The sequence below is a fragment of the Virgisporangium aurantiacum genome (genome assembly GCF_016863635.1).
Classification (GTDB): domain Bacteria; phylum Actinomycetota; class Actinomycetes; order Mycobacteriales; family Micromonosporaceae; genus Virgisporangium; species Virgisporangium aurantiacum.
This window is the reverse complement of the sequence record NZ_BOPG01000016.1, coordinates 17,567-43,309: the sequence shown is the minus strand read 5'-3', so window position 1 is coordinate 43,309 and position 25,743 is coordinate 17,567. Positions and strand designations below refer to the sequence as shown.

The following is a 25,743-nucleotide window of genomic DNA, read 5'->3' as shown; positions in this document are numbered from 1 at the left end:
CAATGGCGGGAATCCGCTGGGAAGACGACAACGATCTGTTGGCACTACTCGAAGAGGCCCTCGACGCGGAGGGCGACGTACCGCCGGACTTCATCGCCGCCGGCAAGGCGGCGTTCGCCTGGCGGACCATCGACGCGGAACTGGCGGCCCTGGTCTACGACTCCGACCGGGAGCCGGCGCTGACGCGTACCCAGACCACGGCCGACCTGCGTGCCCTGACGTTCGCGTCGGCGCACGTCACCATCGAGCTGGAGCTCACCGGCGTGGGCCTGATCGGTCAGCTCGTGCCACCGTCCACGGCGGAGATCGACGTGCAGACGGCGGCCGGGGTGACCTCGTCCGTGACCACGGATGAACTCGGGTGTTTCACCATCCGTGTCATCCCACAAGAGCCGTTCCGGCTGCGGTGCCGGGCGGGAGAGACGATCGACGTCCTCACCACCTGGATCACCCGCTAGGGAGGGGCTCCGTCGGGGAGGCACCGGAGGTGGTGCGGGCGTCACGGGGGCGCCCGCACCATCTCTTTACCTGATCAGCGGACCCCGAGGTCGATCCGGTCGATGTCACCGGCGTAGTAGTCGCAGCCGACGCTGCGCTGGTCGCAGTCGATCTTGCCGCCGATCGTCAGCGGGTACGAGTTGTCGATCGTGCCGACCCACCCGTAGGCGCGCGACTCGACCCGCCCGTCGATCCGCAGCGTGACGCCCTCCGAGCTGCGCTCGCACTCGACGCTGTGCCAGCGCCCGTCGTTGATCCGGCTCTTCGCGAACACCGCCCGGCTGCCCCGCGACCCGCGGAACAGGCACTCGACCCGCCCGCTCGGGATCTGCAGCTTGAAGTTGCCGCCGGCGCTGGTCGCCTGGCCCTTCTGGACGATGTTGCCGAAGTGGTAGACCGTCCGCAGCCGCACCGCCACGACGAAGTTCCGGTCCCCCGGGTCGAGGGCCCGGTGGTCGGGGACCGTGACGATGTGCCCCGGGTGGGTCGGCGGCCGGTCCGGTTCGAGCCGGTCGAAGCGGTAGCCGGTGCTGCCGCCGACCGTGGTGCCGGTGCCGACCTCGCGCCCGATCGAGCCGTTCAGGCCGTGACCGGTGCCGTCGACCATCGTGCGGGCGCCCCGGCTCTCGTTCATCGACCAGGACGCGATCGGGGTGATGCTCGCCGCGTCCACCGGTGCCGCGACGGCGGCGAACGCCACCGCAAGGACGGCTACCAACCCCGCGCGCCGTCGGCTGTTGCTCAAGGACATGCGGGGACCGTAACGCCAATTCGGTCAAACCGCCCAAACCACGTGGAATCTTCACGCCTAGAGGTAAGAACCTTCAAATGACACAACTCCCGGCCGCGGATGCGGTCCGGGAGTCGCGTTCGTCCGGTAGGTCAGTTGGTGGACGCGGAGGCCGAGGGGGCCGGGCTCGACGCGGCGGGAGCGGGCTCGACCGGTGCCGGCAGCGCGCTGCCCTTCACGTACTCCTCCCACGGCTTGTCCCAGTCGGTCCAGCCGTCGCCCCAGGCGAGCTTGCGGGGCGTTCCCTTCACCGTGTACGGGTCGCCGAGAATGGTCAGGTTGTAGAGCCAGATCGCGTTGTCCTGCGAGACGTTGGTGCAGCCGTGCGACACGTTGCGCTTGCCCTGGTCACCCACGGACCACGGGGCCGCGTGGATGTACTGGCCGCCGATCGTGACGCGCTGGACGTAGTAGACGGTCTCCACGTACGGGTCGCTCGCGTCGCCCTTGAACACCTCTGACTTGTTCTTGTCCATGACCACCATGGCGCCGCTCGACGACGGGGTCGACGACTTGCCGAGGCTCACCGGGATCGTCCTGATCACCTGGCCGTCCTGCGCGACGGTCATCTGGTGGCTGGCGTCGTCGGTCTCCATCACCAGCTTGCGGCCGATGGTGGCGTTGACCGTGACGTCCTTGGCGCCGTAGGCGCTACCCGTGAGCTGCAGGCCGCCGGTGGCCAGGCGCACCGAGAGCGTCGTGCCGCTCTGCCAGTAGTCCTTCGGCCGGTAGTGCACCTCGTTGTTGCTGAACCAGTACCACACGCCCAGCTGGGGCGGGTTGCTGGTGACCAGCAGCCGCTTCTCGATGTTGGCCCGCTGGTCCTTGCTCACGTCGCTGCCGAACCGCACGACCACCGGCATCGCGACGCCGTACGTCTTGCCGTCGGCCATCGCGACGCTGACGTTGATGGTCTTGCCGGGCTTGGCCATCGTGGTGAACGTGGTCTTGCCGGAGTCGTCGCTGCCGCTCACCGTCACGGTGTAGGCGGTCGCGTACTTCAGCTGCGTGGCGGGGACCCAGGTCTGCCCGTCGGCCCGCATGGAGCCGGCGACGGTCGCGCCGGTCGCGTCGGTGATGGTGACCGTGCTACCGGGCTTGGCGTTGGCCAGCCCGATCTCCGTGGCCGTCGACACGTCGGTGGCGCCGTTCGCCGGAGCCGCGACCGTGGTCGCGACCTCCTTGGTGGCCGGGGTGTCCGACTTGTCGCCGGGGTTCTTCCAGGCCGGCTTCGAACCGCACGCCGTCATCGCGCCAAGGCCACCGACCAGTGCGGCGACCGCGATCACCGTACGGGCCGAGCGTGCGTTGAAACCCATGACTGCCTCCTTCGTTGATGAAATCCTGCCCGGCAGAGGCAGCCGGGTAATCCCGCCTTCGTGCCACGTGCCCGCCGCACCCTTCACGCCCGGGCACCCGCCCCGGTTGCAGACCATTTACAGCGCGGGTGCGACGTGGAATCGTCCGTCCCACCGCCGGGATCGGAGATGATCAATGAAGATTGCCCCGCTGCTGGTCACCGTCCTGCTGTCCACCACCGTCGTCGCCGCCCCCGCGAGCGCGGGCGCGAAGAACGACGACATCGAGGTGCTGTCGAGCCGACCCGACCAGGTCACCGGCGGCGACGCGCTGGTACGCGTCCACGGCAGGCGCCTGACGCTCAACGGCCGCGACATCAGCGACACGCTGAGGCCCGACGGCACCGCCCTCGTCACCGGCCTGCGCCCCGGACCCAACGAGCTCCGGGCCGGGCACGCCCGCCTGACGCTGCGCAACCACCCGGCGGCCGGCCCGGTCTTCTCCGGACCGCACCAGTACCCGTTCCTGTGCCGCACCGAGCAGGCCGGCCTGGGCGAGCCGCTCGTCGACAACCAGGACGGCCAGGGCTACCGGGTCGCCGGCGGCTGGAGCCGTGATTGCGAAGCCCGTCCCGTCGTCGACCTGATCTACCGCGCGACCGACGGCACCTTCAAGCCGATGCCCGCCGACGGCACCCGACCGGCCGACCTCACGCAGACCACGACGAGCGACGGCCGCACGGTCGACTACGTCGTGCGACGGGAGCGCGGCACCAGCAACCGGTTCGTCTACGCGATCACCATGCTCGCCGACGAGGCGGCCTGGAACCGCAAGGTGGTCTACCGCTTCGACGGCGGCGTCGCGATCGGACACGACCAGGGCCGGCTGCCCGGCGGCCACCTGTACCACGACGGCCTCAGCCGCGGATACGCCGTGCTGTACTCGACCGGCACCCGGACCGACACCCACTACAACCTGATCCTCGGCGGCGAGACCGCGCTGATGCTGAAGGAGCTGTTCATCGAGCGGCACGGCGTGCCGCTGTACACGGTGGGCGTCGGCGGCTCCGGCGGCGGCATCCAGCAGTACGTGTACGGGCAGAACTACGGGACGCGCGTGATCGACGCCGCCATCCCGCAGTACTCGTACCCCGACATGGTCACCCAGACCATCCACGTCGGCGACTGCGAACTGCTCGAGTACTACATGGACGTCACCGACGCGGCGAACCCCAAGTGGCAGAACTGGGAGAACCGCACGCTGCTCATCGGCATGAACGGCAGCGCCACCGTGCCCAACCCGTACCGGGGCGGCGCACCGGGCTCCGACGAGTGCGTAGCGGGCTGGCGCGGGCTCACCCCGCTGGCGCTGAACCCCACCTGGCAGCAGCCCGACCCGCTGTGGGCCCGCATGGACCCGCCGGGCGTGATGACCACCGTCCACTGGACCCACTGGGACGACCTGAAGACCATCTACGGCGTCGGCCCCGACGGGTACGCGCGGTCGGCGTGGGACAACGTCGGCGTCCAGTACGGCCTGACGGCGCTGCGCGCCGGCCAGCTGACGCCCGCCGAGTTCCTCGACCTGAACGCGCGGGTCGGCAGCTGGAAAGCCGCGCGCGACATGGTGCAGGAGGGCTGCCCGTTCGTCCCCGACCGGTGCGCCGACCCGGCCCAGTTCGACCCGTGGAGCGCCCGGAACATGCGCCTCGGTGATCCGGCGCCGCGGACCACGGGCGACCGCCGGGCGATCCTCGCGTCGCTGCGGTCCGGGCTGGTGTTCACCGGGAACATCGACATTCCGATCATCGACTGGCGCCACTACCTGGAGGACCAGTTGAACATGCACAACACGCACCAGTCCTTCGCCAGCCGCAAGCGGATGCTGAACTTCGACGGCCGCGCCGGCAACCAGGTCATCTGGTTCACCGACGCCCGGCCGGCGGTCGCCTCCGACGCGACCCCGCTGGCGTTGACGGTGATCGACCGGTGGATGGCCAACATCCGCGCGTTCCCGCGCCGCGGCGTGGTCGACAACAAGCCGGCGTCGGCCGTCGACCGCTGCTTCGACACGGCCGGCCAGGAGATAGCGGCGGGCCCGTCGGTGTGGAACGGCATCCTGGACGCCCGCCCGCCGGGCGCCTGCACGCAGCGGTTCCCGCTGTACGGCACGTCCCGCACGGTGGCCGGCGGCCCGATCGAGGGCGGCGTGTTCGCCTGCGAACGGCAACCGGTGGCGGCGGCGATCGCGCGCGGCGTGTACGGCTCCTGGCACCCGGACGCCGCCGAACGCGCGCGGCTGGAACAGATCCACCCGACCGGCGTCTGCCGGTACTGAGCCGTTGACACTCTCGTCACGGCCGCTCTATCGTGCGGGAACTCAACTTACCCGGTTAAGTACCCGCCCCGCCGGAGGTCTGTAGCTCATGGTGTCGTTCCGGCCGCTGGCCGACTGGACTCTGTCGGTCGCCGGCGGCCGGCCCGGCGGGTCACCCGACGAGCCGGAACTGCCCGCCACGATCCCGGCCACCGTGCCCGGCTGCGTGCACACCGACCTGCTGGCACAGGGCCTGATCCCGGACCCCTACCTCGACGACAACGAGAAGCGCCTGCAGTGGATCGGCCGCACCGACTGGGTCTACGAAACGGTTTTCGAGCACACCGACACCGGGGACAGGACCGACCTCGTCTGCCACGGCCTCGACACCGTCGCGACGATCACGCTCAACGGCGTCGAGGTCGGCACCACCGCCAACATGCACCGGTCCTACCGGTTCGACGTCAGCGGGCTCCTGCGGCCGGGCCGAAATCGGCTCGCGATCCGCTTCGATTCGGTGTACCGGTACGGCGACGCGATCCGGGCGTCGGTGGGGGAACGGCCGCACGTCAGCGGCGACGAGCCGGTGCCGTACGTGCGGAAGATGGCCTGCAACTTCGGCTGGGACTGGGGTCCCACCCTGGCCACCGCCGGGATCTGGCAGCCGATCGGCCTGGAGACCTGGTCGGTGGCGCGGCTGGCCGAGGTCCGTCCGCAGGTCACCGTGGTCGACGGCAACAGTGGACGGGTGACCGTGCGGGCCGGCGTCCAGCACCGGGCCGGTGCACACCTCACCCTGCGGGCGTCCCTCGGCGACCACACCGTGGCCCTCGACCTCGAACCGGACGCGTCCGACGGCACCGTCACGCTCGACGTGCCGAACGTCGACCTGTGGTGGCCCGTCGGCCAGGGCGCCCAGCCGCTGTACCCGCTCGCCGTCTCGCTCAGCGCCGACGGCCGCGAGCTCGACCGCTGGGAGCGGCGGGTCGGCTTCCGCACCGTCGACATCGACACCGTCCCGGACGCCGACGGCACGCCGTTCACCGTCAGGATCAACGGTCGGCCGCTCTTCGTCCGGGGCGTCAACTGGATCCCGGACGACGTGTTCGTCACCCGGATCACGAAGGACCGCCTCGCCGAGCGGCTGCGCCAGGCGACCGACGCCGGTGTCAACCTGATCCGGGTCTGGGGCGGCGGACGCTACGAGAGCGAGGACTTCTACGACCTCGCCGACGAGTACGGGCTCATGGTCGAGCAGGACTTCCTGTTCGCCTGCGCCGCCTACCCCGAGGAGGAGCCGCTCGCGTCGGAGGTGGCGGCGGAGGCGGCCGAGCAGGTGGTCCGGCTGATGCCGCACGCGAGCCTCATCTGGTGGTGCGGCAACAACGAGAACCTCTGGGGCCACCACGACTGGAACTGGGCCGAGCAGCTCGGCGACCGCACCTGGGGCGCCGGCTACTACTTCGACGTGCTGCCCCGGACGGTCGCGGCCCTCGACCCGACCCGCCCGTACTGGCCGGGCAGCCCGTACTCGGGCGGTCGCGACCGGCACCCGAACGACCCGGCGCACGGCACCATGCACATCTGGGACGTGTGGAACACCGACGACTACCGCAAGTACCGGGAGTACCGGCCGCGGTTCGTGGCCGAGTTCGGGTTCCAGGGTCCGCCCACGTTCGCCACCCTGCGCCGGTCGGTCTCGGACCAGCCGCTGGCGTCCGATTCGCCGGGTGTGCTGCACCATCAGAAGGCACAGGACGGCAACGGCAAGCTCCTGAGCGGGCTCGCCGGGCACTTCGCCGAGCCGACGACGTTCGACGACTGGCACTGGGTGACCCAGCTGAACCAGGCCCGCGCGTTGACGTTCGGTATCGAGCATTTCCGGTCATTGCGCCCGTTGTGCATGGGCACGATCGTCTGGCAGCTGAACGACTGCTGGCCGGTCACGTCCTGGGCGGCCGTCGACGGGGACGGCCGCCGCAAGCCCCTCTGGTACGCGTTGCGCCGTTCGTATGCCGACCGGCTCATAACGTTCCAGCCACAACCTGAAAACGCTCTCGCCGTCGTCCTGGTCAACGACGGCACGTCAACCTGGTCGGCACACTTCGACGTGCTTCGATGTGGATTCGACGGCAAGCCACTGGCCCGGTTCACCGTCGAGGCCGAGGTGGCGGCGGGCGGTGCGCACCGCGTCCCGCTGCCCGACGACGTGCGGACGCCGGCGGACCCGGCGGCCGAACTGCTCCTGGCCGACGCCGACGAAGGGCGCGCGACCTGGTACTTCGCCGAGGACGTCGACCTGGCGTATCCGGTTCCCGAGTACGCAACGACCGTGGTGGAGACCGATGGCGGTCTCCGCGTGGAGGTCACCGCGGCGACGCTGCTGCGCGACCTCACCCTGTTCCCGGACCGGCTCGACCCGACCGCGACCCTCGGCGGCGCGGCCGATGACGCGCTGATCACCCTGCTGCCCGGGGAGCGGGCCGTGTTCGAGGTCCGCTGCCCCCGTCCCATCGACCGGGACGCACCCGGAAGACCGCCCGTCCTCCGGTGCGCCAACGACCTCCCGGGCCCGTGAACCGAGGCGGAGAGAGCGCTCTCTTCGTGACCTGACCGTGCTTGACACTTAAACGGTTCAGTGCTGTGATCCGTAACACGCCTGACGCGCGAACGTTCACGAGTCGATCTCCAGGACCCCGTAGGAGCCCGATGCGAGCCCCCGCAGTCGCGAGACGCCGTGCCTCCCACGGCGCTGCTCAGGCCGCTTCAATCGGCGACAAACCGGCCGCTTCGGCCAGCTTCCGTCACCCGGAAAAACCCCGCACCGCCTAAATCCCGCACCGCCTCATCCCGCAACCCCCGAAAACCCCTGGAGACGACATGTCCGACCACCCGACACGGCGTCAGGTCATCAAGGGCGCCGCCGCAGTCGGCGCCGCCGTCGCCGGTGCCAGCGCGCTGGCCGCGTGCGGCGACGACAGCGGCGACACCCTCACCGAGCGGCAGCAGACGCTGTTCATCGCCGGTTTCCAGTGGGGCCCACCGCCCAACTGGAACCCGTTGAGCCCCACCGCCGCGTGGACGACCGCCGGCGACCAGATGCAGCTGGTCTACGAGACGCTGTTCGGCTTCGACCTCCTCGACAGCAGCCTCAAGCCGCAGCTCGCCACCAAGCTCACCGAGAACCCCGACTCGTTCGTCGTGGCGCTCCAGCCCGACGCCAAGTGGCACGACGGCAAGCCGGTCACCGCCGACGACGTGGTCTACACGTTCGAGCTCGCCAAGCGGATCAAGACCGTGCACTGGTCGTCGGCGTGGGAGTACCTCGACTCGGTCACCAAGACCGACGACAAGACGGTGACGTTCAAGCTCAGCGCGACGCGGCCCAACCCGGGCATGACCAAGACCAACCTCTGCAAGACGTACGTCCTTCCGTCGCACCTCTGGAAGGACTACGAGTCGAAGAACCCGAACATCATCGAGTTCCTCAACGACAAGCCGGTCGGCTCCGGTCCGTACAAGCTCGACAGCTACAACGCCCAGCAGCTCGTGTTCGTGCGGTACGACGACTACTGGGGCAAGGGCGTACGCGGCAAGCTGCCCGCACCGAAGAAGATCGTCCACCCGATCTTCAAGGACAACGCGGCCGGCAACCTCGCCTTCGAGCGCGGCGAGGTCGACATCATGCAGCAGTTCACGCCCGAGATCTGGAAGATGTGGCAGGAGAAGAAGCTGCCCGTCGGCACCTGGTTCCCGGAGACCCCGTTCCACCTGCCCGGCAGCATGCCGATGCTCACCCTGAACACCACCAAGCCGGGCCTGAACAACCCGAAGGTTCGGCGCGCGCTGGCCCACATGATCGACTACTCGCGCATCGCCGAGACGGCCATGTCGCGCTACTCGGTGCCGGCCAACGCCAGCCTCATCCTCCCGTCCGACTCCGAGAAGAAGTTCTGGGACGAGTCGGAGATCAAGGGCAGCAACGGCTGGAAGTACGACCCCGCGAAGGCCGCCGAGATCCTCGAGAAGGAGCTGGGCGCCAAGAAGGGCTCCGACGGCATCTACACGCTGGGTGACGGCACCAAGCTGGGCCCGTGGACGGTGCAGACCCCGAACGGCTGGACCGACTGGCAGGCCGCGGTCAACATCGTCGTCGAGAACTTCAAGGCCGCCGGCGTCGACGTGAAGGTCAACTTCCCCGAGGCCAACACGGTGACCCCGGCCGTGCAGAACGGCAACTACGACCTGGCGCTGTTCTACATCGGTGCCTCCACCGACTCGAGCACCCCGTGGGCCCGGTTCCGCGACGTGCTCGACATCCGCGGTACCAACGCCATCGGCCAGTCGTCGTTCTACAACTACGGCCGGTTCAACGACAGCCGGGTCGCGCCGCTGCTCGACACGGCCGCCAAGGCCACGGGTGACGCCCAGGTGGCGCCGCTCAAGGAGCTCGACAAGATCTACCGCGAGGGGCCGCCGATGATCGCCCTGATGTACCGGCCGCTGGACTTCTACGAGTTCAACCAGACGGTCTGGACCGGCTTCCCGACGGCGAAGAACCCCAAGGCACCACCCACGTTCCGCGGTGCCGGTATCGCCTGGCTCTACGAGATCAGCCCGAAGTAGTGACTCTCGGTCGCTACCTGCTCCGCAAGACGGCATGGTTCGTCGGCGCGTTCATCGTCGCTATCGTGCTGAACTTCTTCCTGCCCCGCCTCATCCCCGGCAACCCGATCGACGCGATCGTGGCCACCCTGGGACGGGGCGGGGCGGAAGGGGAATCGCTCCGCCGTGTGTACGAGGCCTACACGGCGGAGTTCGGCCTGGACAAGCCGCTGTGGGAGCAGTTCACCCTCTACATCCAGAACATGGCCAAGGGCGACTTCGGGGTGTCGTTCACGCTGTACCCCACCCCGGTGTCGCAACTGATCAGCGACGCGCTGCCGTGGACGATCGCGCTGCAGCTTCCGGCGATCCTGATCGGGTGGATCGTCGGCAACGTGCTCGGTGCGGTCGCCGGCTACAAGGGCGGCAACATCGACCGCGGCGCGTTCCTCAGCTCGCTGTTCATCTCGAGCATGCCGTACTACTGCCTGGCGATCATCCTGCTGTACGTGTTCGCGGTGGAGCTCCAGTGGCTGCCGCCGAGCGGCGGCTACTCGTTCGGGACCACGCCGTCGTTCAGCGCCGCGTTCATTAGCGACGCGCTGGAACATTACTGGTTACCGTTCCTGTCGCTGGTGCTGGTGTTCATCGGCGGCCAGGCCGTCGGCATGCGCTCGATGGTGATCTACGAGCTGAACTCCGACTACGTCAACTACAGTCGCGGGCTCGGCCTCAGAGACCGGCAGATCGTCCGGCAGATCTTCCGCAACGGCATGCTGCCGCAGGTCACCGGCCTGGCCCTGTCGGTCGGTACGCTCGCCGGCGGCGCGTTGATCACGGAGATCGTGTTCTCGTACCCCGGACTTGGCACACTTCTCTTCAGTTCGATCCGCCAGAACGACTATCCGGTCTTCTTTGCGATCGCTTTGCTGATTACCGTCGGGGTACTGGTGGCGAACTTCCTGGTCGACGTCGCGTACGGGTTCATCGACCCACGCATCCGTGCCGCCAGTAGAGGGGAGCGGTAGCCGTGGGACTCATCCGGTTCGGCCCCAGGTTCTGGGTGGCGTTCGGCATCGCGGCGACCATCACGCTGTTCGGCGTGCTGGGCCCGTACGTCCTCACCGACAAGGTGCCCACCGACGTCGTCGGCGGTCTGTACGACGAGCCGTCGAGCAAGGCGTGGCTCGGCACCGACAACCTCGGTCACGACGTGTGGACCAACCTGATCTTCGGCACCCGGACGTCGCTGTACGTGGGCCTGATCGCCGGGTTCGTCGCGACCGTCGTCGGCCTGGTCATCGGCACTCTGGCCGGATACCGCGGCGGGTGGCTCGACGAGCTGCTGATGGGCATCACCAACGTGGTGCTGACGATCCCGCCGATCGTCGTGCTGATCCTCATCGCGATCGCGTTGCAGAGCCGCTCGGCCACCGGGGTCGCGCTGGTCATCGCGGCGACGAGCTGGACCTGGCTGGCCCGCGCGGTACGGGCACAGGCGTCGAGCGTGCGGGCCCGGGAGCATCTGGACATCGCCCGGTTGTCCGGCGCCCGCACTGTCAGCCTCATCGTCTTCGACGTCGTTCCGTACATGCTCAGCTACATCGTGATGGCGTTCGTGCTCCAGGTCGCCAGCGCGGTGCTCGCCGAGTCGGCGCTGTCGCTGCTCGGCCTCGGGCCCAGCAACGGGGTGTCGCTGGGCATGATGCTGTACTGGTCGTTGGCCTGGGAAGCGGTGCGCACCGGCGCCTGGTGGGCGTTCGTCCCGCCGACGCTGCTGCTCACACTGATCGCGTTCTCGCTGCTGATGATGCAGTCCAGCCTCGACGAGGTCTTCAATCCGCGGCTGCGGCGCGGTTCCGCGAAGCTGCGCAGGCGGCGCACGACCACGCCGGCCTCCGGCAGCGGCTCGGTCGCCGACGCCGACCAGCCGGCGTCCGCGCCGGTCGGCCCGGCCGCGCCGGCCGCGCCGGTCGTCAGCGGTGTCAGAAGCGATCGGACGGCGGAAGCGTGAGCGTAGAGGTCAAATCGATCGACGAAGTCGTCACGACGAACCATCTTCTGTCGGCACGGGGACTGCGGGCCGGGTACGCGGGCCGCACCACCGACACGATCGCCGTCGACGACGTCTCGCTGTACGTCAACGAGGGCGAGGTGCTGGGCATCGCCGGCGAGTCCGGCTGCGGCAAGTCGACGCTCGCGGCGGTGCTGTCGCTCACCGCGGTGCCGCCGTTGCACGTGCTCGCCGGCGAGCTCGACGTCGCCGGCAAGCGGCTGAGTTTCGAGCCCGACAAGGCGCCGCCGCGGGAGTGGCGGGGCACGGTCGTCTCGCTGCTGCCGCAGGGTGCGATGAACTCGCTGTCGCCCACCGCGCGGGTCGGCGACTTCGCCGTGCAGATCGTGCGGGCGCACGAGGGCCGCAAGGTCAGCGCGTCCGACGCGAAGGGCCGGGCGGCCGAGCGGTTCGCCCAGCTCGACCTGCCGGCGCGGGTGCTCGACGCCTACCCGCACCAGCTCTCCGGCGGCATGAAGCAGCGGGTGGTCACCGTGCTGTCGACGCTGCTGAACCCGAAGCTGCTCATCGCCGACGAACCGACCTCGGCGCTCGACGTGTCGAGCCAGCGGATCGTCACCGACCTGATGCGGGAGATGCTGCAGAAGCAGCTGGTCAGCGGCATCATCTTCGTCACCCACGACCTGCCGGTGCTCCGGCGGGTCGCCGACCGGGTGGCGATCATGTACGCCGGGCAGATCCACGAGACCGGTCCCACCGAGGAGATCATCAACCGGGCGCGGCACCCGTACACGGGCGCCCTGATCGGGTCGGTGCTCGTCCCGGAGCCGCAGATCCGCACCCGGCGGATCAGCGGCATCAAGGGGTCGCCGCCGGATCTCTCCGACCCGCCGGCCGGGTGCCGGTTCCACCCGCGGTGCAGCCTGGCGATGGACGTCTGCACCACGGAGCAGCCGCCGATCGTGGGCGACGAGCGGCACTACGCGACGTGCTGGTGGGCGAAGGACCACCCAGGTGAGCCGGTGGAGGCGAAGCTGTGACCTCATTGGAGAAACCGGCCGACTCCCCGGCGGACAAGGCCGAACCGGACGGCGTCGAACCGGGGAAGGAGATCCTCAAGGTCGACCGCCTGCACAAGTACTTCGGTAAGGGCGGCGTCAAGGCGGTCGACGACGTGTCGTTCGCGATCCGGTCCGGCGAAATCACCACGGTGGTGGGTGAGAGCGGCAGCGGCAAGTCGACGCTGGCCCGCCTGATCCTGCGGCTGATGCCGCCGACGTCCGGCCGGATCGAGCTCAACGGCACCGACGTCACCACGATCAAGGGCAAGGCCCTGCACACCTACTGGCGCGACGTGCAGGCGGTGTTCCAGGACCCGTTCAGCGCGTTCAACCAGTTCTTCACGGTGCGGCGGCTGCTCAGCCGCTCCAAGGGGATGCTCGATCTGAAGGGCGAGAGCCTGGAGGACCGGATGCTCGCCTCGCTCGAGCAGGTGGGCCTGAAGAAGGACTCGCTGGACAAGTACCCGCACCAGATGTCGGGCGGGCAGCGGCAGCGGGTGATGATCGCGCGGGCGCTGATGATGCGTCCCGTGCTGCTCATCGCCGACGAGGCGACCTCGATGCTCGACGCGTCCCTGCGCGCGAACATCCTGAACGTCCTCACCGACCTGCGCACCGACACCGGCCTGACGATCCTGTTCATCACGCACGACATCGGCCAGGCGTGCTACGTCAGCGACCGGATCCTGGTGATGAAGCACGGCAAGCTGGTGGAGAGCGGCCCGACCGAGGACGTCATCTTCCGCCCGGAGCACGAGTACACGCGGCAACTGCTGGAGGACGTGCCCCGCCTGCACGGCTGAAATGCTGAAAGCGATAGGGGACGCGGTGCGCGTCCCCTATCGCTTTTCTGCTCTTATTTCTTGGCCTGCCGTGCCGCGAGGAAGATCTTCGCCATGGCGCTGGCCAGGTCGGCGGGGTCCGTCGACGGGGCGGCCACGCCACCGGTGAGCTTCGCGAGCTCGGTGAGCGTCGGCAGGTCGGCGTCGCCGCCGTAGGCGATGCTGTGGATCGGCAGCGGCTTCTTCGGGTCGCGGCCGGCCTGCAGCTTCGAGAAGAAGTCTGCCTTGGGCATGGCGTACGGGGTGTCGCGGTCGTGGCCGTCGGTGAGCACCACGATCAGGTTGACGGACTCGGCGGTCCACCGCTTCTGCATGTCGGCGTTCGCCCGCAGGATCGTCTCGAACAGCGGCGTGCCCGCGGCGGCCGGTGCCGTGTAGGCGCCGGCCACCTCGCCCATCCGCTTGCGGCGCGTCGTGCCGCCGAGCGGCTCGTCGAGCGGACCGAACGGCAGCACGTCGACGTACGGCGGGCTCTGTGCGCTGGGCGTCCCGAACATCCACATGCCGACGCTGGTGTTCTCGCCGAACAGCGCCGTGGCGAGCACGCCCGCCTTCTGCAGCAGCCCGGCCTTGGTGGTGACGTTGCCCGACCGGTCGGTGATCGGCTCGTTCATCGACCCCGACGCGTCCACCAGCACCAGCACGTTGAACTGCAGGTTCTTGTACTGGGCCCACTGCTCGGTGAGCGTCTTCACCACGGCCGGGTCCTGCGGCGGCGTGAACGGCTGCGGGTACTTGGCGACGAAGCCCGGCCCGGCCGGCGCGCTGCCGGCGTCGCGTCCCTGCGGGCCGCGGAAGCCCTGGTTGGCCAGGGCCGTGGTGCCCTCCTGGCCGGCGAACCAGGCCGTCAGCTTGTCCGCGATCGCCTTCTTCTCCTGGTCTGTCCCGTCCTTGAGGGCCAGCGGGTAGTCAGCCTCGGCCAGCGCGTCGGGCTGGTACGACGGCACCAGTTCCGTCTCGTGCGCCTCCCGGGCGTACGCCCACAGCTTCTGCTCGGTGGTCGGGAACAGGCCGATCGCCGTGACCGCCTCCTGCGGGTTGTTCTGCCCAGCCATCTTCTTGAGGAGGTCCTGCACGTCGGCGGCGGGGTCCGCCAGCCGGCTGCGCAGGGTGAGCGCCTGCAACTGGGCGACGCCGGGGTCCGGGGTCCGCCGCTGTAACGCTCCGTAGACCGCGAGCGTGGCGAGCAGGCCGGTGGTGTCCTTCAGTGGATCCGGCATGCTGAACTTCGGGATCGTTCGGCTGTACGTCAGGGCAGTGATCTCTGCCCACGCGGGCTGCTTGGCGGGCCACCCGAGCTTCTCCGCGTACGGCTTGGGCATCGCGACGACGATCGGTGAGCGGGCGAGCGTCTGCCCCGTCGCCGCGAAGCCGAGCTTGTCCGCGGCGCCCCGCCGCAACCAGACCGTCGACGACGGCACCCATCCGTCGTAGTTCTGCGCCTGGTCCTTGTTCGCGACCGTCTCCGCCGGCTCCTGCGCCGTCACCGAGACGACCGGGCACTTCGCACCCTCCGCCGCCGGCGCCGTAGCGCGGACCGCGCTCTCCAGCACCGGCACCAGGTCGGGCGCCGCGATCAGCCGCAACTTGGTGGCGCTGCCACAGTTGTCCGGTGCGGCCGCGCCGGATTTGTCATCCTTACGCTCGTCGTTGACGAACTTCCACCCGACGAACCCGCCGCCACCGAGCAGCGCCAGCACGAGCAGCACCGCCAACGCGAGCAGCGCGGTCTTCTTCCCCCGACGACGACGCCGCGGCGGCGGAGCCTCTCCTGCCGGCGGCTGGGCCGGCGCCTCCGAATCCACCGGAACGGCCGGGAACGCCTGGTACGGATAGGTCTGCTGCCCCCCGGCGGCCGGCCCGGCGGCCTGCGACGCCGACTCCGACGGCCAGAGAACCGCCGGCGGTGCGGCGGGTGTTCCGGGGTACTGCGCGGGCGGAGCGCTGGCCGGGGGAGCACTGGCCGGATGCGCACCGGGCGGGTATGCGCCGGGTGGGTAGGCACCGGGCGGGTAGGTACCGGGCGGATAAGCGCCCGGTTGCTCGGCGCCGGCGGCGTACGCGCCGGGCTGCGGCGCGCCGGGATAGGCACCGGGCTGGCCGGCGGGCGGGTAGGCACCAGGCTGGCCGGCGGGCGGCTGCGCGGGATAGGCACCCTGCTGCGGCGCACCCTGCTGCGGGGCGAGCGGCTGCGCGGGCTGGGCACCCTGCTGCGCCGACGACTGGTCGGGCCACATGACCGGCGGCGGGCCACCCACGGCGCCCGGGGTTGCCGCACCGGGGTCGGCGGGCGGGCGGGGGGTGCCGTACTGCGCCGGGGGCGGGGCCTGCTGCGCCGGCACGCCGGCCGGGGGCCACTGGAGTGGCGGGCCCTGGGCACCACTCTGAGTGCCGGCGGGCTGGGCGCCGGCGGGAGGTGCGGCTGCGGGGTCCGGCTGCTCGGGGCGCGCAGCGGACGGGGGTGTACCCCACGGGGACTCGCTGGCCCGGGGGCCACCGGACTCGGGCGTGGGGTCACCCGAACGAGAAGGGGTTTCAGACATCGCCGCAACGCTAACACCGGCGACAAGCGCATCGAGGTATCGATTCAGGTAACGGATGGTTACCGGCGAAACGGTACATGAGGCATAGAAAAGGGCCGACCACCCACGGGGGAAGGCGGTCGGCCCGAGTCGCAATGTTACTTGCCAATTCAACTAGTTGTCGATACCCCGGGGCGCGAAAAATGTCGTTTTGGACCGGGACTCCGGCCGCGGTGTCGGAAAGCCAACCGACCGTGGCGGAGCACACGCGACCACCACATGGGCGGCGTTGCCTTGACGCCGGTGACAAGGTTTAGCTTTGCGGTGGGAGGAAGTAGGAGGTACGTGATGCTGATCGGTGAGCTGGCCGGGCGCGCCGGTGTCAGCGCCCGGTCGTTGCGTTACTACGAGGCGCACGGGCTGCTGCGTCCGCACCGCACCGCCAGCGGGTACCGCACCTACGCGGAGGCCGAACTGCGGGTCGTCCGCGAGATCCGGGCGCTGCTCGCGGTCGGATTCGACCTCGACGACATCCGGCCGTTCGTGGAGTGCCTGCGGGCCGGCAACGACTCGGGCGACGTGTGTCCGGACTCGGTGGCGGTGCTGCGGCGCAAGCTGGCCGAGGTCGACGAGTGCGTCGACCGCCTCACCGCCGTTCGAGAGCACCTGCGCGCTCAGTTGGAGAGCGCCGTCCAGTCCAGAATCAGAGGAGAATCATGGGCACCGTCGTCACCGTCACCGATTCCACTTTCGCCGACGTCGTGCTCGGCAACGACCGACCGGTCGTCGTCGACTTCTGGGCCGAATGGTGCAAGCCCTGCGTCATGATCTCCAAGAGCCTCGTCGAACTGGCCGAGGAGTACGGTGACCGGCTGGTGATCGCCAAGCTCGACGCCGACACGAACCCCGAGGCCGTGCGCACCTACGGCGTGATGTCGATGCCGACGTTGCTGGTGTTCCGCAAGGGCGAGGTCGTCGGCTCGATGGTCGGCGCCCGGCCCAAGGCGTCGCTGCGCAAGCAGATCGACGACCTGATCTAGCTCCTCCACCTCCCGACCGGGCGGGTCAGCGGCGCACCACCGCCGCCGACCCGCCGCCGCGTCGTACGGGTTCGGCCACCGCCGTGAGCTGCCCGCGCGGACCGAACTCGATCGCGGTTGCCGCGCCGATCTCGGCGCCCGGGGTGAGCCGGTGGCCGCGCGCGATCAGGTCGGCCGCGAACGGCAGGGTCAACGCCGCGGGCTCCACCGCCGTCGAGGCCGCGTTGCGCTGGCTGAACCGGGGTGCGGCCAGCGCGGCCGGCAGCGGGGTGCCGAGCCCGTACCAGTCGAACAGGATCTGGGCGACCGTCGTGATGATCGTCGCCCCACCCGGTGACCCGAGCGCCAGCACCGGCTTGCCGCCGCGCAGCACGATCGTCGGCGACATCGAACTGCGCGGACGCTTGCCGCCGTCGGCCCGGTTCGGGTGGGTGGTCGAGTCGATGTTGAAGTCGGTCAACTCGTTGTTGAGCAGGAACCCGTAGCCGGGCACCACGATCCCGCTGCCGCCGGTGGACTCGATCGTGAACGTGTACGACACCACGTTGCCCCACTTGTCGGCCACGGTGAGGTGCGTCGTGGACGACCCCACCGGCGACGCCGTGGGCGCGGCTGCGGCCGGACCGGGCGCGACCCGCCCCTCGAACGGGTACGGGTCACCGGGTGCGACCGGCGAGGTGGCGGCGCGGTCGGTGACCAGGGCCGCCCGCGTGGCGGCGAACCCGTCGGACAGCAGCCCGCGCAGCGGCACGTCGAAGTACGCCGGGTCGGCCACGTACGCGTTCCGGTCGGCGAACGCGTAGCGCGACGCCTCCAGGTATTCGTGCCAGCTGGCGGACGGCAGCGCGTCGAGGATGTTGAGCGCCTCGCCCACAGTGCTGCCGCCGCTCGACGGCGGCCCCATGCTGTAGATCGACAGCCCCCGGTAGTCGGACCGCGTCGGCGCGCGCTCGATGGCCCGGTAGGCGCGCAGGTCGCCGGGCGCGAGCAGCCCGGGCCGCCACACGTGGTCGGCGCCCGCGGCAACCGGCGGCGCGGCCACGGCCCGCACCATCGCGTCGGCGATCGGCCCGCGGTAGAACGCGTCGGGCCCGAAGAGCGCCAGCGTGGCATAGGTGCGGGCGAGGTCGGGGTTGCGGAACGTGGTGCCGACGTCGGGCGCGGTGCCGTCGGGGTCGAGGTAGAGGGCGCGGGTGGAGGTGATGTCGTCGAACCAGGGGACGTTGGCGGTGGTCTGGTCGGCGAACGTCTGGTCGACCTCGAACCCGCCCGCGGCCGCGCGGATCGCCGGCACCAGCAGCGTGCCCAGCGGCTTCGTGCCGAACCGCCGCAGCGCCTCCTGCCAGCCCCGCACGGTGCCGGGCACGCCCACCGACAGCCCGCTGTACCGGGCGTCGTTGAACGGCAGCACCGCCCCGTTGGCGAAGAAGGAGTCGGGCCGCATCGTCGCCGGCGCCGCCTCGCGGTGGTCGATCGTGTGCACCGAGCGGTCTTTCGCCCGGTAGATCGTCATGAACCCGCCACCGCCGATGCCGCACGAGAACGGCTCGACCACCCCGAGCACCGCCGCGGCCGCGACGGCCGCGTCGACCGCGTTGCCGCCGGCCCGGAGCACGTCGATGGCCGCGCGGGTGCCGAGGAGATCGACGGTTGCGGCCGCACCGCCGGTTCCGGTCGCGGTCGGCGTTTTCAGGACCGGTTCCAGGGGACGCGCGACAACCGGGCCGGACGCAACGAGCAGCACGGATACCGTGGCGAACACGGCCAAAGCCAGGCGTTTCATCGCTCCTCCTCGATGCGGGGGGTCGGTTCACGCTACCGCCGCTGACCGGCGCCGTCAGCGGATCGTGCGGGCCCGGTCAGCGCCGCCGCCGAACCTCCCATCCATATACAGGGAGGGGACGACATTATGTTCGGGTTGGTGTCCGGCCGGCTGTCGAAATTCGTGGTGCTGGTCCTGTGGCTGGTGCTGGCCACGGTCGGCGGGATGTTCGCCGCGAAGCTCGTCGAGGTCCAGAACAACGACGCACTGGGCGCGCTGCCGGAGAGCGCCGAGACGACGAAGGCGCTCGACCGGGCCGAGGAGGCGTTTCCCGGCTCGAACCGGATGATCGCGGTGGTCGTCTACGCCCGCGACACCGGGCTCACCGACGCCGACCGGGCCGCGGTCGACGTCGACCGCACCGCCTTCGCCCGCTACACCGTGGGCGGCCAACCGCCGGACCTGGTGCCGAGCGACGACGGCAGGGCGCTGCTGATGTCGTTCCCGCTCGCCGGCGACACCGACGCGCAGGAGACGGCCACCGAGGACGTCCACGACCTGATCGAGGACGGCGTGCCGGCCGGCCTGCGGACCGGGCTGACCGGCTCGGCCGGCGCCAACATGGACGTCTTCGACGCGTTCGCGGGCATGGACTCGACGCTGCTGCTCACGACGGCCGGCGTGGTGGTGCTGATCCTGCTGTTCACGTACCGCAGCCCGGTGCTGTGGCTGCTGCCGCTGATCACCGTCGGCATCGCGAGCCAGGTCGCCAGCGCCGCCGTCTACTTCCTCGCGAAGTACGCCGGCGTCGCGGTCGACTTCCAGAGCCAGAGCGTGCTCACGGTGATCGTCTTCGGCGTTGGCGTTGACTACGCGCTGCTGCTGATCGCCCGGTACCGCGAGGAGCTACGGCGCCACGAGAACCGGCACGCGGCCATGCTGGTCGCGCTGCGTCGCTCGTCACCCGCGATCCTCGCCTCGGCCGCGACCGTCGCGATCGCCCTGCTCTGCCTCCTGGCCGCGGACCTGCCGGCGACGCGCGGCCTCGGCCCGGTCGTGGCCGTCGGCGTCGCCGCCGCGTTCGTGGCGATGACCACGCTGCTGCCGGCGCTGCTGGTGCTGTGCGGACGCTGGCTGTTCTGGCCGTTCGTCCCGCGCTACACCGGGAGCGACGACGTTGCCGCGCAGCACAAGGGCTGGGGACGGGTGGCCGGCGTGGTCGGCCGGTTCCCGAAGACGACCTGGCTCGGCACCGCGGCGGCGCTGGGGATCCTGTGCCTCGGCATCGGGAACCTGAGCGTCGGGCTGCCCGGTGCGGACGTGTTCACCAAGGAGGTCGGCTCGGTCCGCGGGCAGCAGTTGATCGACGCGCACTTCGCGGGTGGCACGTCGGCACCCGCCACGATCATCGCCGCGGCCGGCCGGAGCGCCGAGGTGGCGGCCGCCGCCCGCACGGTCGACGGCGTGGCGTCCGTCGGCGACCCCGAGGTGTCCGCCGACGGGAGCGCCGTGCGGATCGACGCGGTGCTGGCCGGCGCGCCCGACACGGCGGAGGCGAAGAAGGTGATCGAGCGGCTGCGGACGGCGGTGCACGCGGTGCCGGGCGGCGAGGCGGTGGTCGGCGGACCGACGGCGGCCGAACTCGACACCCACACGACGTCCGCCCGCGACGACCGGGTGGTGATCCCGCTGATCCTCGCCGTGGTGTTCGTGATCCTGGTGCTGCTGCTCCGCTCGATCGTCGCGCCGCTGGTGCTGCTGGCCAGCGTGGTGCTGTCGTACGCGGCGGCGATGGGCGCGGCCGGGTTCATCCTGGACGCGATGGGCTACCCGGAGCTGTACTTCGGGCTGCCGCTGCAGGCGTTCCTGTTCCTGGTGGCGCTCGGCGTCGACTACTCGATCTTTCTGATGACCCGGGCCCGGGAGGAGGTCGCCGTGCACGGTCACCGCGCCGGCGTCCTGCGGGCGGTGACCGTCACCGGCGGCGTGATCACCAGCGCGGGCGTGGTGCTCGCGGCGACGTTCGCCTCGCTGGCGGTGCTGCCGCTGACGCCGTCGGTGCAGAACGCGGTGGTGGTGTCCGTCGGCGTCCTGCTCGACACGTTCCTGGTCCGGAGCCTGCTGGTGCCGGCGCTGGCGTTGTCGATCGGTCCGAAGGTCTGGTGGCCGAGCCGGCTGGCCCGGCGGGGTGGCACGACCGGGGGAGTCGCTTCCGAACCCGGGTTGCCTACCGTGGTACCCGCACGTTCCTGAGTTTGACCGAGACCCCACCCGGATACCTTGACCGGGTGGGGTCTTTCATATGGCTGAGCTGACGTGGCTGGGGATCGTCCGGCACGGGGAGAGCACCGGCAACCTGGCGGCGGAGGCCGCCGAGTCGGGCCGGTTGGAGCAGATCGACATCCCCGAGCGCGACGCCGACGTCCCGCTGTCCGACACCGGACGCGAGCAGGCGGACGCGGTCGGCACCTGGCTGGCCGAGCGCCCGCCCGACCTGGTCGTGGTCTCGCCGTACCTGCGCACCGTGCAGACCGCGGAGATCGCGCTCGCGTCCCTCGACTCCCCCGTGCCGGTACACCGCGACGAGCGCCTGCGCGACCGCGAACTCGGCATCCTCGACCTGCTCACCAACCACGGCGTCACGACCCGGCTGCCCGACGAGGCGGCCCGCCGCAAGCGGCTCGGCAAGTTCTACTACCGCCCGCCGGGTGGCGAGTCCTGGGCCGACGTCGCCCTGCGGCTCCGCGGCCTGCTCGGCGACCTGCGCCGCGACCACGACGGCGGCCGGGTCCTGCTGTTCGGGCACGAGGCCGTGGTGTTCCTGCTGCGCTACCTGATCGAGGGGCTCACCGAGCAGCAACTGATGGAACTGGCCCACGACGGCACGATCGCGAACTGCTCGGTGACCACGTGGGAGCGCGCCGGCGACGGCCCGCTGGAGATCGTCGACTTCGCCCGGGTCCACCACCTGCACCGCGAGGGCGCCGAACCGACGCATGAGGAGGAGGTCCGTGCCGAACCGGTCTGAGCCGCGGGTCGTCACCCCGCAGTTGCTGCGCGACTGGCCGCTGCCGCTGCCCGGCGGCGGCAAGGACTCCCGCGGCACCGTCCTGGTGGTCGGCGGTTCCCGGTTCACGCCCGGCGCCGTGCTGCTCGCCGGCATCGCCGCCCTGCGCGCCGGGGCCGGCGTGCTGCAACTCGCGGTGGCCGAGTCGACCGCGGCGGCGCTGAGCATCCAGGTGCCCGAGGCGCTGGTGATCGGCCTGCCGGAGACCGACAGCGGTTCGGTGGCCGGCGAGCCACCCGACCGCCTGCGGGACCTGGCGGCGGAGGCCCGCGTCATCCTGATCGGCCCCGGCCTCGACGACGTCCACCTGACCGGCGACCTCCTCCGGCACCTGATCGACGCGGCCGGCACGGACACCGCCCTGGTGCTCGACGCCTACGCCCTCGGCGCCCTGAGCCACCAACCCGACCTGCTCGGCGCGCAACCCGTGGTGCTGACCCCGAACCTCACCGAGGCCGGTTTCCTCCTCGGCCACGACCCCGGCGACGACCTCTCCGCCGCCGCGACCGAGCTGGCGGAGAAGTACGGGGCGGTGGTGTCCCTGTTCGGCACGGTCGCCCACCCCGACGGCCGCCGGTGGCGCGAGGAGAGCGGCGACGCGGGCCTGGGCACCTCGGGCAGCGGCGACGTGCGCGCCGGCATCGTGGCCGGCCTGCTGTCGCGCGGCGCCGACCCGGAGCAGGCGGCGTGCTTCGGCACCTGGGTGCACGCGGTGGCCGGCCAGCGCCTGATCCCCCGGTACGGGCGGATCGGCTTCCTGGCCCGCGAACTCCTCGACGGCATCGCCGAGTCGATCGCCCAGGTGTCCTGAACCTCAGAGGTCGAGGTAGTTGCGCAGGGCGGTGTCCACCCGTCGCATGGTCGTCGCGGTGAGCGCGCCGACCCGGCGCCGGACCGAGTCCGGATCCAGCGGTCGCAGACGGGTGAGGTCGACGACGCCCGCGACGGCGTCTCCCGGCTCGGTGACCACGGTGACACTGGGCGGCGGAGGGGCGCCGGTGGCCTGCCGGATCACGGCGAAGGTGCCGCGGCCGGGGTTGTACCGGGATGCCGACACCAGCACGACGCGCGCCTGCTGGTTGCCGATGACGTACTCCACCACCAGGCCCTTGTTCACGCGGTCAGCTCTTCGGCCCGGTCAGCAGCCTCGAACGCGGCCTCGATGTCCTTGTCTTCCTGCGACCACGACGCCCGCCACTCCTCGTACGCCAGAAGATCCTCGTGCGCGGCCCGGTCACGGATGGCCTTCTCGACCCACGTCGAGAGGTCGACCCCGGCCCGAGCGGCATGGTGGCGAACGACCGGCATGAGGTCCTGATCCAACGTGAGCGATGTCTTGACCTTCATACCGCGTACTGTACCGCTGTCTGGCGGTATCGGGTGCCCGTCAGGAGGCCGACCAGCCGGACCAGTGGCGCACCTCGATCGCGAGGAACGGGCCCTGCGGTGGGGTGTTCCGGTACTGCTCGTACTTTGCCGCCAGCACGGTCAGCGCCTCGGGTGCCTGGTCGAGGACGCGGGCCTCGCCGTCGGCGCGGACCCACCACAGGGTCGACCAGTCGTCGTCGTAGTGGTCGGCCAGGACGGCGACCCGGGGGTTGGCGCGCACGTTCGCCAGGCGGCGCAGCGCGGTCGTGCGCTTGGGCTTCGCGTCGACCGCGCTGTAGATCGTGTCTCCCGTCAGAGCGAAGACCATCGGGACCGCGTGCGGCGCGCCGGTCGCGTCGGCCGTCGCCAACCGGGCCACCCGGGCCGCCGCGAACCGCAGGCGAGCCTGCCCGGGGTCGAGGCTAGGCACCGACGAGCTCGGCGATCGCCTGCTCCCACCGGTCGAGCGCGCCTTCGACGTGGCCGCGCGGGCCGGTCGGCAGCCAGCGCACCACGCGGGTCACGCCGGCCTGCCGGAAGCGGTCGAGCGTCGCGACGTCGGTGGGCGCGCCGCACACCTGGACCTCGACGGTGCGGGCGGCCTCGACGATGCGGTCGCGGAACTCGTCGGAGCCGGAGAAGTTGGGGAACCAGGCCGAGCCGTACGACCGCACGCGGTCGAGCACCGTCGGGCCCTCGCCGCCGACGAGGATCGGGGGGTGCGGGCGCTGGGCCGGTTTCGGGTACTGCCAGATCCGGTCGAAGTTCACGTACGTCCCCCGGTAGGACGCCTCGTGCTGCGTCCAGATCGCCTTCATCGCCTCGACCCGTTCGCCCAGCAGCGCCATCCGGGTGCGCGGGTCGGTGCCGTGGTTGCGCATCTCCTCGCGGTTCCAGCCGGCGCCGATGCCGAACTCGAACCGGCCGCCGGAGATGCGGTCGACGCTGGCGACCTCCTTCGCCGTGGTGATGGGGTCGCGCTCGACGACCAGGCAGACGCCGCTGCCGACGCGCAGCCGCGTGGTGGCGACCAGCGCCGCGGTGACCGCGACGAACAGGTCGTAGCAGTGCCAGTACTTCTGCGGCAGCACCGGACCACCACCCCACGGGCTGTCCCGGCTGGCCGGGATGTGCGTGTGCTCGGCGAAGAACAGCGACTCCTGGCCGCGCTCCTCGACCAGTTTGGCCAGCTCGGCCGGGCCGATGCCGTCGTGCGTCGGGAAGTAGCCCACTCCGAATTCCACGTTCGCGATCGTAGACTCGCGATCGTGAGCAGGCTCGACACGGCGGTCGCAGAGGCGCGGGAGCGGTACGCCGGCAAGAACCCGAAGAGTCGGGAGCGGTACGAGGCGGCGGCCGCGGCCCTGCCCGGCGGGAACACCCGCAGCGTCCTGTACCACCCGCCGTTCCCGCTCGGCATCGTGCGGGGCGAGGGCTGCCGGGTCTGGGACGCCGACGGCCACGAGTACGTCAACCTCGTCGGCGAGTACACGGCCGGGCTGTACGGCCACTCGCACCCGGTGATCATGGCCGCGGTCAGGAGGGCCCTCGACGACGGCATCAACCTCAGCGGTCACACCATGCTCGAGGGTCCGTTCGCGGCGGCGATCTCGGCGCGGATCCCGTCGATGGAGCTGCTGCGGTTCACCAACTCCGGCACCGAGGCGAACACGCTCGCGCTCGCCACGGCGACACTGCATACGGGACGCCGGAAGGTGCTGGTCTTCGACGGCGGCTACCACGGCAGCGTCCTGTCGTTCCACGGCGGGCACGGCGACCCGCTGAACCTGCCGCACGAGTTCGTGATCGCCACCTACAACGACCCCGATGTCGACATCACGGATGAGTACGCCGCCGTCCTGGTGGAACCCGTGCTCGGTTCCGGCGGCTGCATCCCGGGCACGCCCGAGTTCCTCACGGCGCTGCGGCGGAAGGCCACCGAACACGGTGCCCTGCTGATCTTCGACGAGGTGATGACGTCGCGGCTGTCGGCCGGCGGGCGGCAGGCCCTGCTGGGGATCACCCCCGACCTCACCACGATCGGCAAGTACATCGGCGGCGGCATGTCGTTCGGCGCGTTCGGCGGCCGGCGCGACGTGATGGAGCGGTTCGACCCGTCGCGTCCCGATGCCGTCGCGCATCCCGGCACGTTCAACAACAACGTGCTGACGATGTCGGCCGGGCTGGCGGGGCTCACCGAGGTCTACACGCCGGCGGCGGCCGTCGCGCTGAACGCCCGCGGCGACGCGCTCCGCGAGCGGCTGAACGCGCTCACGGCCGGGCTGCCCGCCCACTTCTCGGGGATCGGGTCCATGCTCGCCGTCCACTTTCTTTCTGAACCACCGACAAACGCCGCGGCGGCCGATGGCGCCGACCCGCGACTGCGCGAACTCTTCTTCCTCGACCTCCTCGAGCGCGGGATCCACGTGGCCCGGCGCGGCATGGTCGCGCTGTCGCTCGCCGTCGGCGACACCGAATGTGACCAGTTCACGGCCGCCGTCGAGGCGTTCCTGGCCGACCGCCGGGGGTTCCTGGCGGCCGGGTAAGGCAGGATGGGCG

22 protein-coding genes are annotated in these 25,743 nt (G+C 70.7%); 14 read left to right on the top strand and 8 right to left on the bottom strand.

Features of this window, described 5'->3' with window-relative positions; all coding sequences use genetic code 11:
• Positions 1-2 precede the first annotated feature (2 nt).
• Complete coding sequence (locus tag Vau01_RS13935; RefSeq protein WP_203991903.1) at positions 3-458, top strand: hypothetical protein; 456 nt, start codon at positions 3-5, stop codon at positions 456-458.
• Between the two features lie 74 nt (positions 459-532).
• On the opposite strand, the gene Vau01_RS13930 is transcribed toward Vau01_RS13935, so the two are convergent.
• Both Vau01_RS13930 and Vau01_RS13925 read right to left on the bottom strand, forming a co-directional pair.
• Complete coding sequence (locus tag Vau01_RS13930; RefSeq protein ID WP_203991901.1) at positions 533-1,249, bottom strand: laminin G domain-containing protein; 717 nt, start codon at positions 1,247-1,249, stop codon at positions 533-535.
• 131 nt (positions 1,250-1,380) lie between these two features.
• Positions 1,381-2,607: a L,D-transpeptidase gene (locus Vau01_RS13925; RefSeq protein WP_203991898.1), complete on the bottom strand. Its 1,227-nt coding sequence runs from the start codon at positions 2,605-2,607 to the stop codon at positions 1,381-1,383.
• Between the two features lie 175 nt (positions 2,608-2,782).
• Here Vau01_RS13925 and Vau01_RS13920 point away from each other — a divergent pair, with 175 nt between their 5' ends.
• The 7 genes from Vau01_RS13920 to Vau01_RS13890 all read left to right on the top strand — a co-directional run bounded on the left by Vau01_RS13920 (position 2,783) and on the right by Vau01_RS13890 (position 13,386).
• Complete coding sequence (locus Vau01_RS13920; RefSeq protein ID WP_203991895.1) at positions 2,783-4,924, top strand: DUF6351 family protein; 2,142 nt, start codon at positions 2,783-2,785, stop codon at positions 4,922-4,924.
• Between the two features lie 88 nt (positions 4,925-5,012).
• Positions 5,013-7,481, top strand: coding sequence for a glycoside hydrolase family 2 protein (locus Vau01_RS13915; RefSeq protein WP_203991892.1), 2,469 nt, complete (start codon positions 5,013-5,015; stop codon positions 7,479-7,481).
• 302 nt (positions 7,482-7,783) lie between these two features.
• Positions 7,784-9,529: an ABC transporter substrate-binding protein gene (locus Vau01_RS13910; RefSeq protein WP_203991890.1), complete on the top strand. Its 1,746-nt coding sequence runs from the start codon at positions 7,784-7,786 to the stop codon at positions 9,527-9,529.
• Positions 9,529-10,536: an ABC transporter permease gene (locus tag Vau01_RS13905; protein ID WP_203991887.1), complete on the top strand. Its 1,008-nt coding sequence runs from the start codon at positions 9,529-9,531 to the stop codon at positions 10,534-10,536. Before Vau01_RS13910 ends, Vau01_RS13905 begins: the two co-directional genes overlap by 1 nt.
• Before the next feature lie 2 nt (positions 10,537-10,538).
• Positions 10,539-11,522 carry an ABC transporter permease gene (locus Vau01_RS13900; RefSeq protein ID WP_203991884.1) on the top strand — a complete coding sequence of 328 codons (984 nt, stop codon included), beginning with the start codon at positions 10,539-10,541 and terminating at the stop codon, positions 11,520-11,522.
• Positions 11,519-12,562, top strand: a complete 1,044-nt coding sequence (locus Vau01_RS13895; RefSeq protein WP_203991882.1) for an ABC transporter ATP-binding protein — start codon at positions 11,519-11,521, stop codon at positions 12,560-12,562. The genes Vau01_RS13900 and Vau01_RS13895 overlap by 4 nt, the downstream gene beginning before the upstream one ends.
• Complete coding sequence (locus tag Vau01_RS13890; protein ID WP_203991880.1) at positions 12,559-13,386, top strand: ABC transporter ATP-binding protein; 828 nt, start codon at positions 12,559-12,561, stop codon at positions 13,384-13,386. Before Vau01_RS13895 ends, Vau01_RS13890 begins: the two co-directional genes overlap by 4 nt.
• Positions 13,387-13,439: 53 nt before the next feature.
• On the opposite strand, the gene Vau01_RS13885 is transcribed toward Vau01_RS13890, so the two are convergent.
• Positions 13,440-15,767 carry a substrate-binding domain-containing protein gene (locus Vau01_RS13885; RefSeq protein WP_203991878.1) on the bottom strand — a complete coding sequence of 776 codons (2,328 nt, stop codon included), beginning with the start codon at positions 15,765-15,767 and terminating at the stop codon, positions 13,440-13,442.
• 528 nt (positions 15,768-16,295) lie between these two features.
• Between Vau01_RS13885 and Vau01_RS13880 the strand changes: the two genes are divergently transcribed.
• Positions 16,296-16,775: a MerR family transcriptional regulator gene (locus tag Vau01_RS13880; RefSeq protein ID WP_203991876.1), complete on the top strand. Its 480-nt coding sequence runs from the start codon at positions 16,296-16,298 to the stop codon at positions 16,773-16,775.
• The gene (gene trxA / locus Vau01_RS13875) at positions 16,664-16,987 is read left to right on the top strand and encodes a thioredoxin (RefSeq protein WP_203991874.1); all 324 of its coding nucleotides are present in this window, start codon (positions 16,664-16,666) and stop codon (positions 16,985-16,987) included. The genes Vau01_RS13880 and trxA overlap by 112 nt, the downstream gene beginning before the upstream one ends.
• A gap of 25 nt (positions 16,988-17,012) precedes the next feature.
• Here trxA and ggt read toward each other — a convergent pair whose 3' ends face one another.
• Positions 17,013-18,770 (bottom strand): gamma-glutamyltransferase, encoded by a 1,758-nt coding sequence (ggt, locus tag Vau01_RS13870; protein ID WP_203991872.1) that lies wholly within the window; start codon positions 18,768-18,770, stop codon positions 17,013-17,015.
• 126 nt (positions 18,771-18,896) lie between these two features.
• Between ggt and Vau01_RS13865 the strand changes: the two genes are divergently transcribed.
• Genes Vau01_RS13865 through Vau01_RS13855 form a run of 3 tightly spaced genes read left to right on the top strand, consistent with a single transcriptional unit; the run spans position 18,897 to position 22,627 of the window.
• The gene (locus tag Vau01_RS13865) at positions 18,897-21,002 is read left to right on the top strand and encodes an MMPL family transporter (RefSeq protein WP_203991870.1); all 2,106 of its coding nucleotides are present in this window, start codon (positions 18,897-18,899) and stop codon (positions 21,000-21,002) included.
• Positions 21,003-21,051: 49 nt separating this feature from the next.
• Positions 21,052-21,777 (top strand): histidine phosphatase family protein, encoded by a 726-nt coding sequence (locus Vau01_RS13860; protein ID WP_203991868.1) that lies wholly within the window; start codon positions 21,052-21,054, stop codon positions 21,775-21,777.
• The gene (locus Vau01_RS13855) at positions 21,761-22,627 is read left to right on the top strand and encodes an NAD(P)H-hydrate dehydratase (protein WP_203991865.1); all 867 of its coding nucleotides are present in this window, start codon (positions 21,761-21,763) and stop codon (positions 22,625-22,627) included. The genes Vau01_RS13860 and Vau01_RS13855 overlap by 17 nt, the downstream gene beginning before the upstream one ends.
• Before the next feature lie 3 nt (positions 22,628-22,630).
• Here Vau01_RS13855 and Vau01_RS13850 read toward each other — a convergent pair whose 3' ends face one another.
• From Vau01_RS13850 to Vau01_RS13835, 4 genes are read right to left on the bottom strand one after another with little or no spacing between them, the layout of a single operon-like run.
• Positions 22,631-22,933, bottom strand: a complete 303-nt coding sequence (locus tag Vau01_RS13850) for a type II toxin-antitoxin system PemK/MazF family toxin (protein ID WP_203991862.1) — start codon at positions 22,931-22,933, stop codon at positions 22,631-22,633.
• Positions 22,930-23,163 (bottom strand): hypothetical protein, encoded by a 234-nt coding sequence (locus tag Vau01_RS13845; RefSeq protein ID WP_203991860.1) that lies wholly within the window; start codon positions 23,161-23,163, stop codon positions 22,930-22,932. Before Vau01_RS13845 ends, Vau01_RS13850 begins: the two co-directional genes overlap by 4 nt.
• Positions 23,164-23,203: 40 nt before the next feature.
• Complete coding sequence (locus tag Vau01_RS13840) at positions 23,204-23,614, bottom strand: TIGR03668 family PPOX class F420-dependent oxidoreductase (RefSeq protein WP_203991858.1); 411 nt, start codon at positions 23,612-23,614, stop codon at positions 23,204-23,206.
• A complete protein-coding gene (locus Vau01_RS13835; RefSeq protein WP_203991856.1) occupies positions 23,607-24,428 on the bottom strand; it encodes an LLM class F420-dependent oxidoreductase in 822 nt (273 codons plus the stop codon). The genes Vau01_RS13840 and Vau01_RS13835 overlap by 8 nt, the downstream gene beginning before the upstream one ends.
• A 24-nt stretch (positions 24,429-24,452) precedes the next feature.
• Between Vau01_RS13835 and Vau01_RS13830 the strand changes: the two genes are divergently transcribed.
• Positions 24,453-25,730 carry an aspartate aminotransferase family protein gene (locus tag Vau01_RS13830; protein ID WP_203991854.1) on the top strand — a complete coding sequence of 426 codons (1,278 nt, stop codon included), beginning with the start codon at positions 24,453-24,455 and terminating at the stop codon, positions 25,728-25,730.
• Positions 25,731-25,743: the final 13 nt, after the last annotated feature.

Coding starts and splice junctions, on each gene's coding strand:
- Vau01_RS13910 (WP_203991890.1), top strand. CDS start 7,784: ATGTCCGACCACCCGACACGGCGTCAGGTCATCAAGGGCGCCGCCGCA.
- trxA (WP_203991874.1), top strand. CDS start 16,664: ATGGGCACCGTCGTCACCGTCACCGATTCCACTTTCGCCGACGTCGTG.
- Vau01_RS13880 (WP_203991876.1), top strand. CDS start 16,296: ATGCTGATCGGTGAGCTGGCCGGGCGCGCCGGTGTCAGCGCCCGGTCG.
- Vau01_RS13920 (WP_203991895.1), top strand. CDS start 2,783: ATGAAGATTGCCCCGCTGCTGGTCACCGTCCTGCTGTCCACCACCGTC.
- Vau01_RS13860 (WP_203991868.1), top strand. CDS start 21,052: ATGGCTGAGCTGACGTGGCTGGGGATCGTCCGGCACGGGGAGAGCACC.
- Vau01_RS13925 (WP_203991898.1), bottom strand. CDS start 2,607: ATGGGTTTCAACGCACGCTCGGCCCGTACGGTGATCGCGGTCGCCGCA.
- Vau01_RS13915 (WP_203991892.1), top strand. CDS start 5,013: ATGGTGTCGTTCCGGCCGCTGGCCGACTGGACTCTGTCGGTCGCCGGC.
- Vau01_RS13845 (WP_203991860.1), bottom strand. CDS start 23,163: ATGAAGGTCAAGACATCGCTCACGTTGGATCAGGACCTCATGCCGGTC.
- Vau01_RS13930 (WP_203991901.1), bottom strand. CDS start 1,249: ATGTCCTTGAGCAACAGCCGACGGCGCGCGGGGTTGGTAGCCGTCCTT.
- Vau01_RS13935 (WP_203991903.1), top strand. CDS start 3: ATGGCGGGAATCCGCTGGGAAGACGACAACGATCTGTTGGCACTACTC.
- ggt (WP_203991872.1), bottom strand. CDS start 18,770: ATGAAACGCCTGGCTTTGGCCGTGTTCGCCACGGTATCCGTGCTGCTC.
- Vau01_RS13865 (WP_203991870.1), top strand. CDS start 18,897: ATGTTCGGGTTGGTGTCCGGCCGGCTGTCGAAATTCGTGGTGCTGGTC.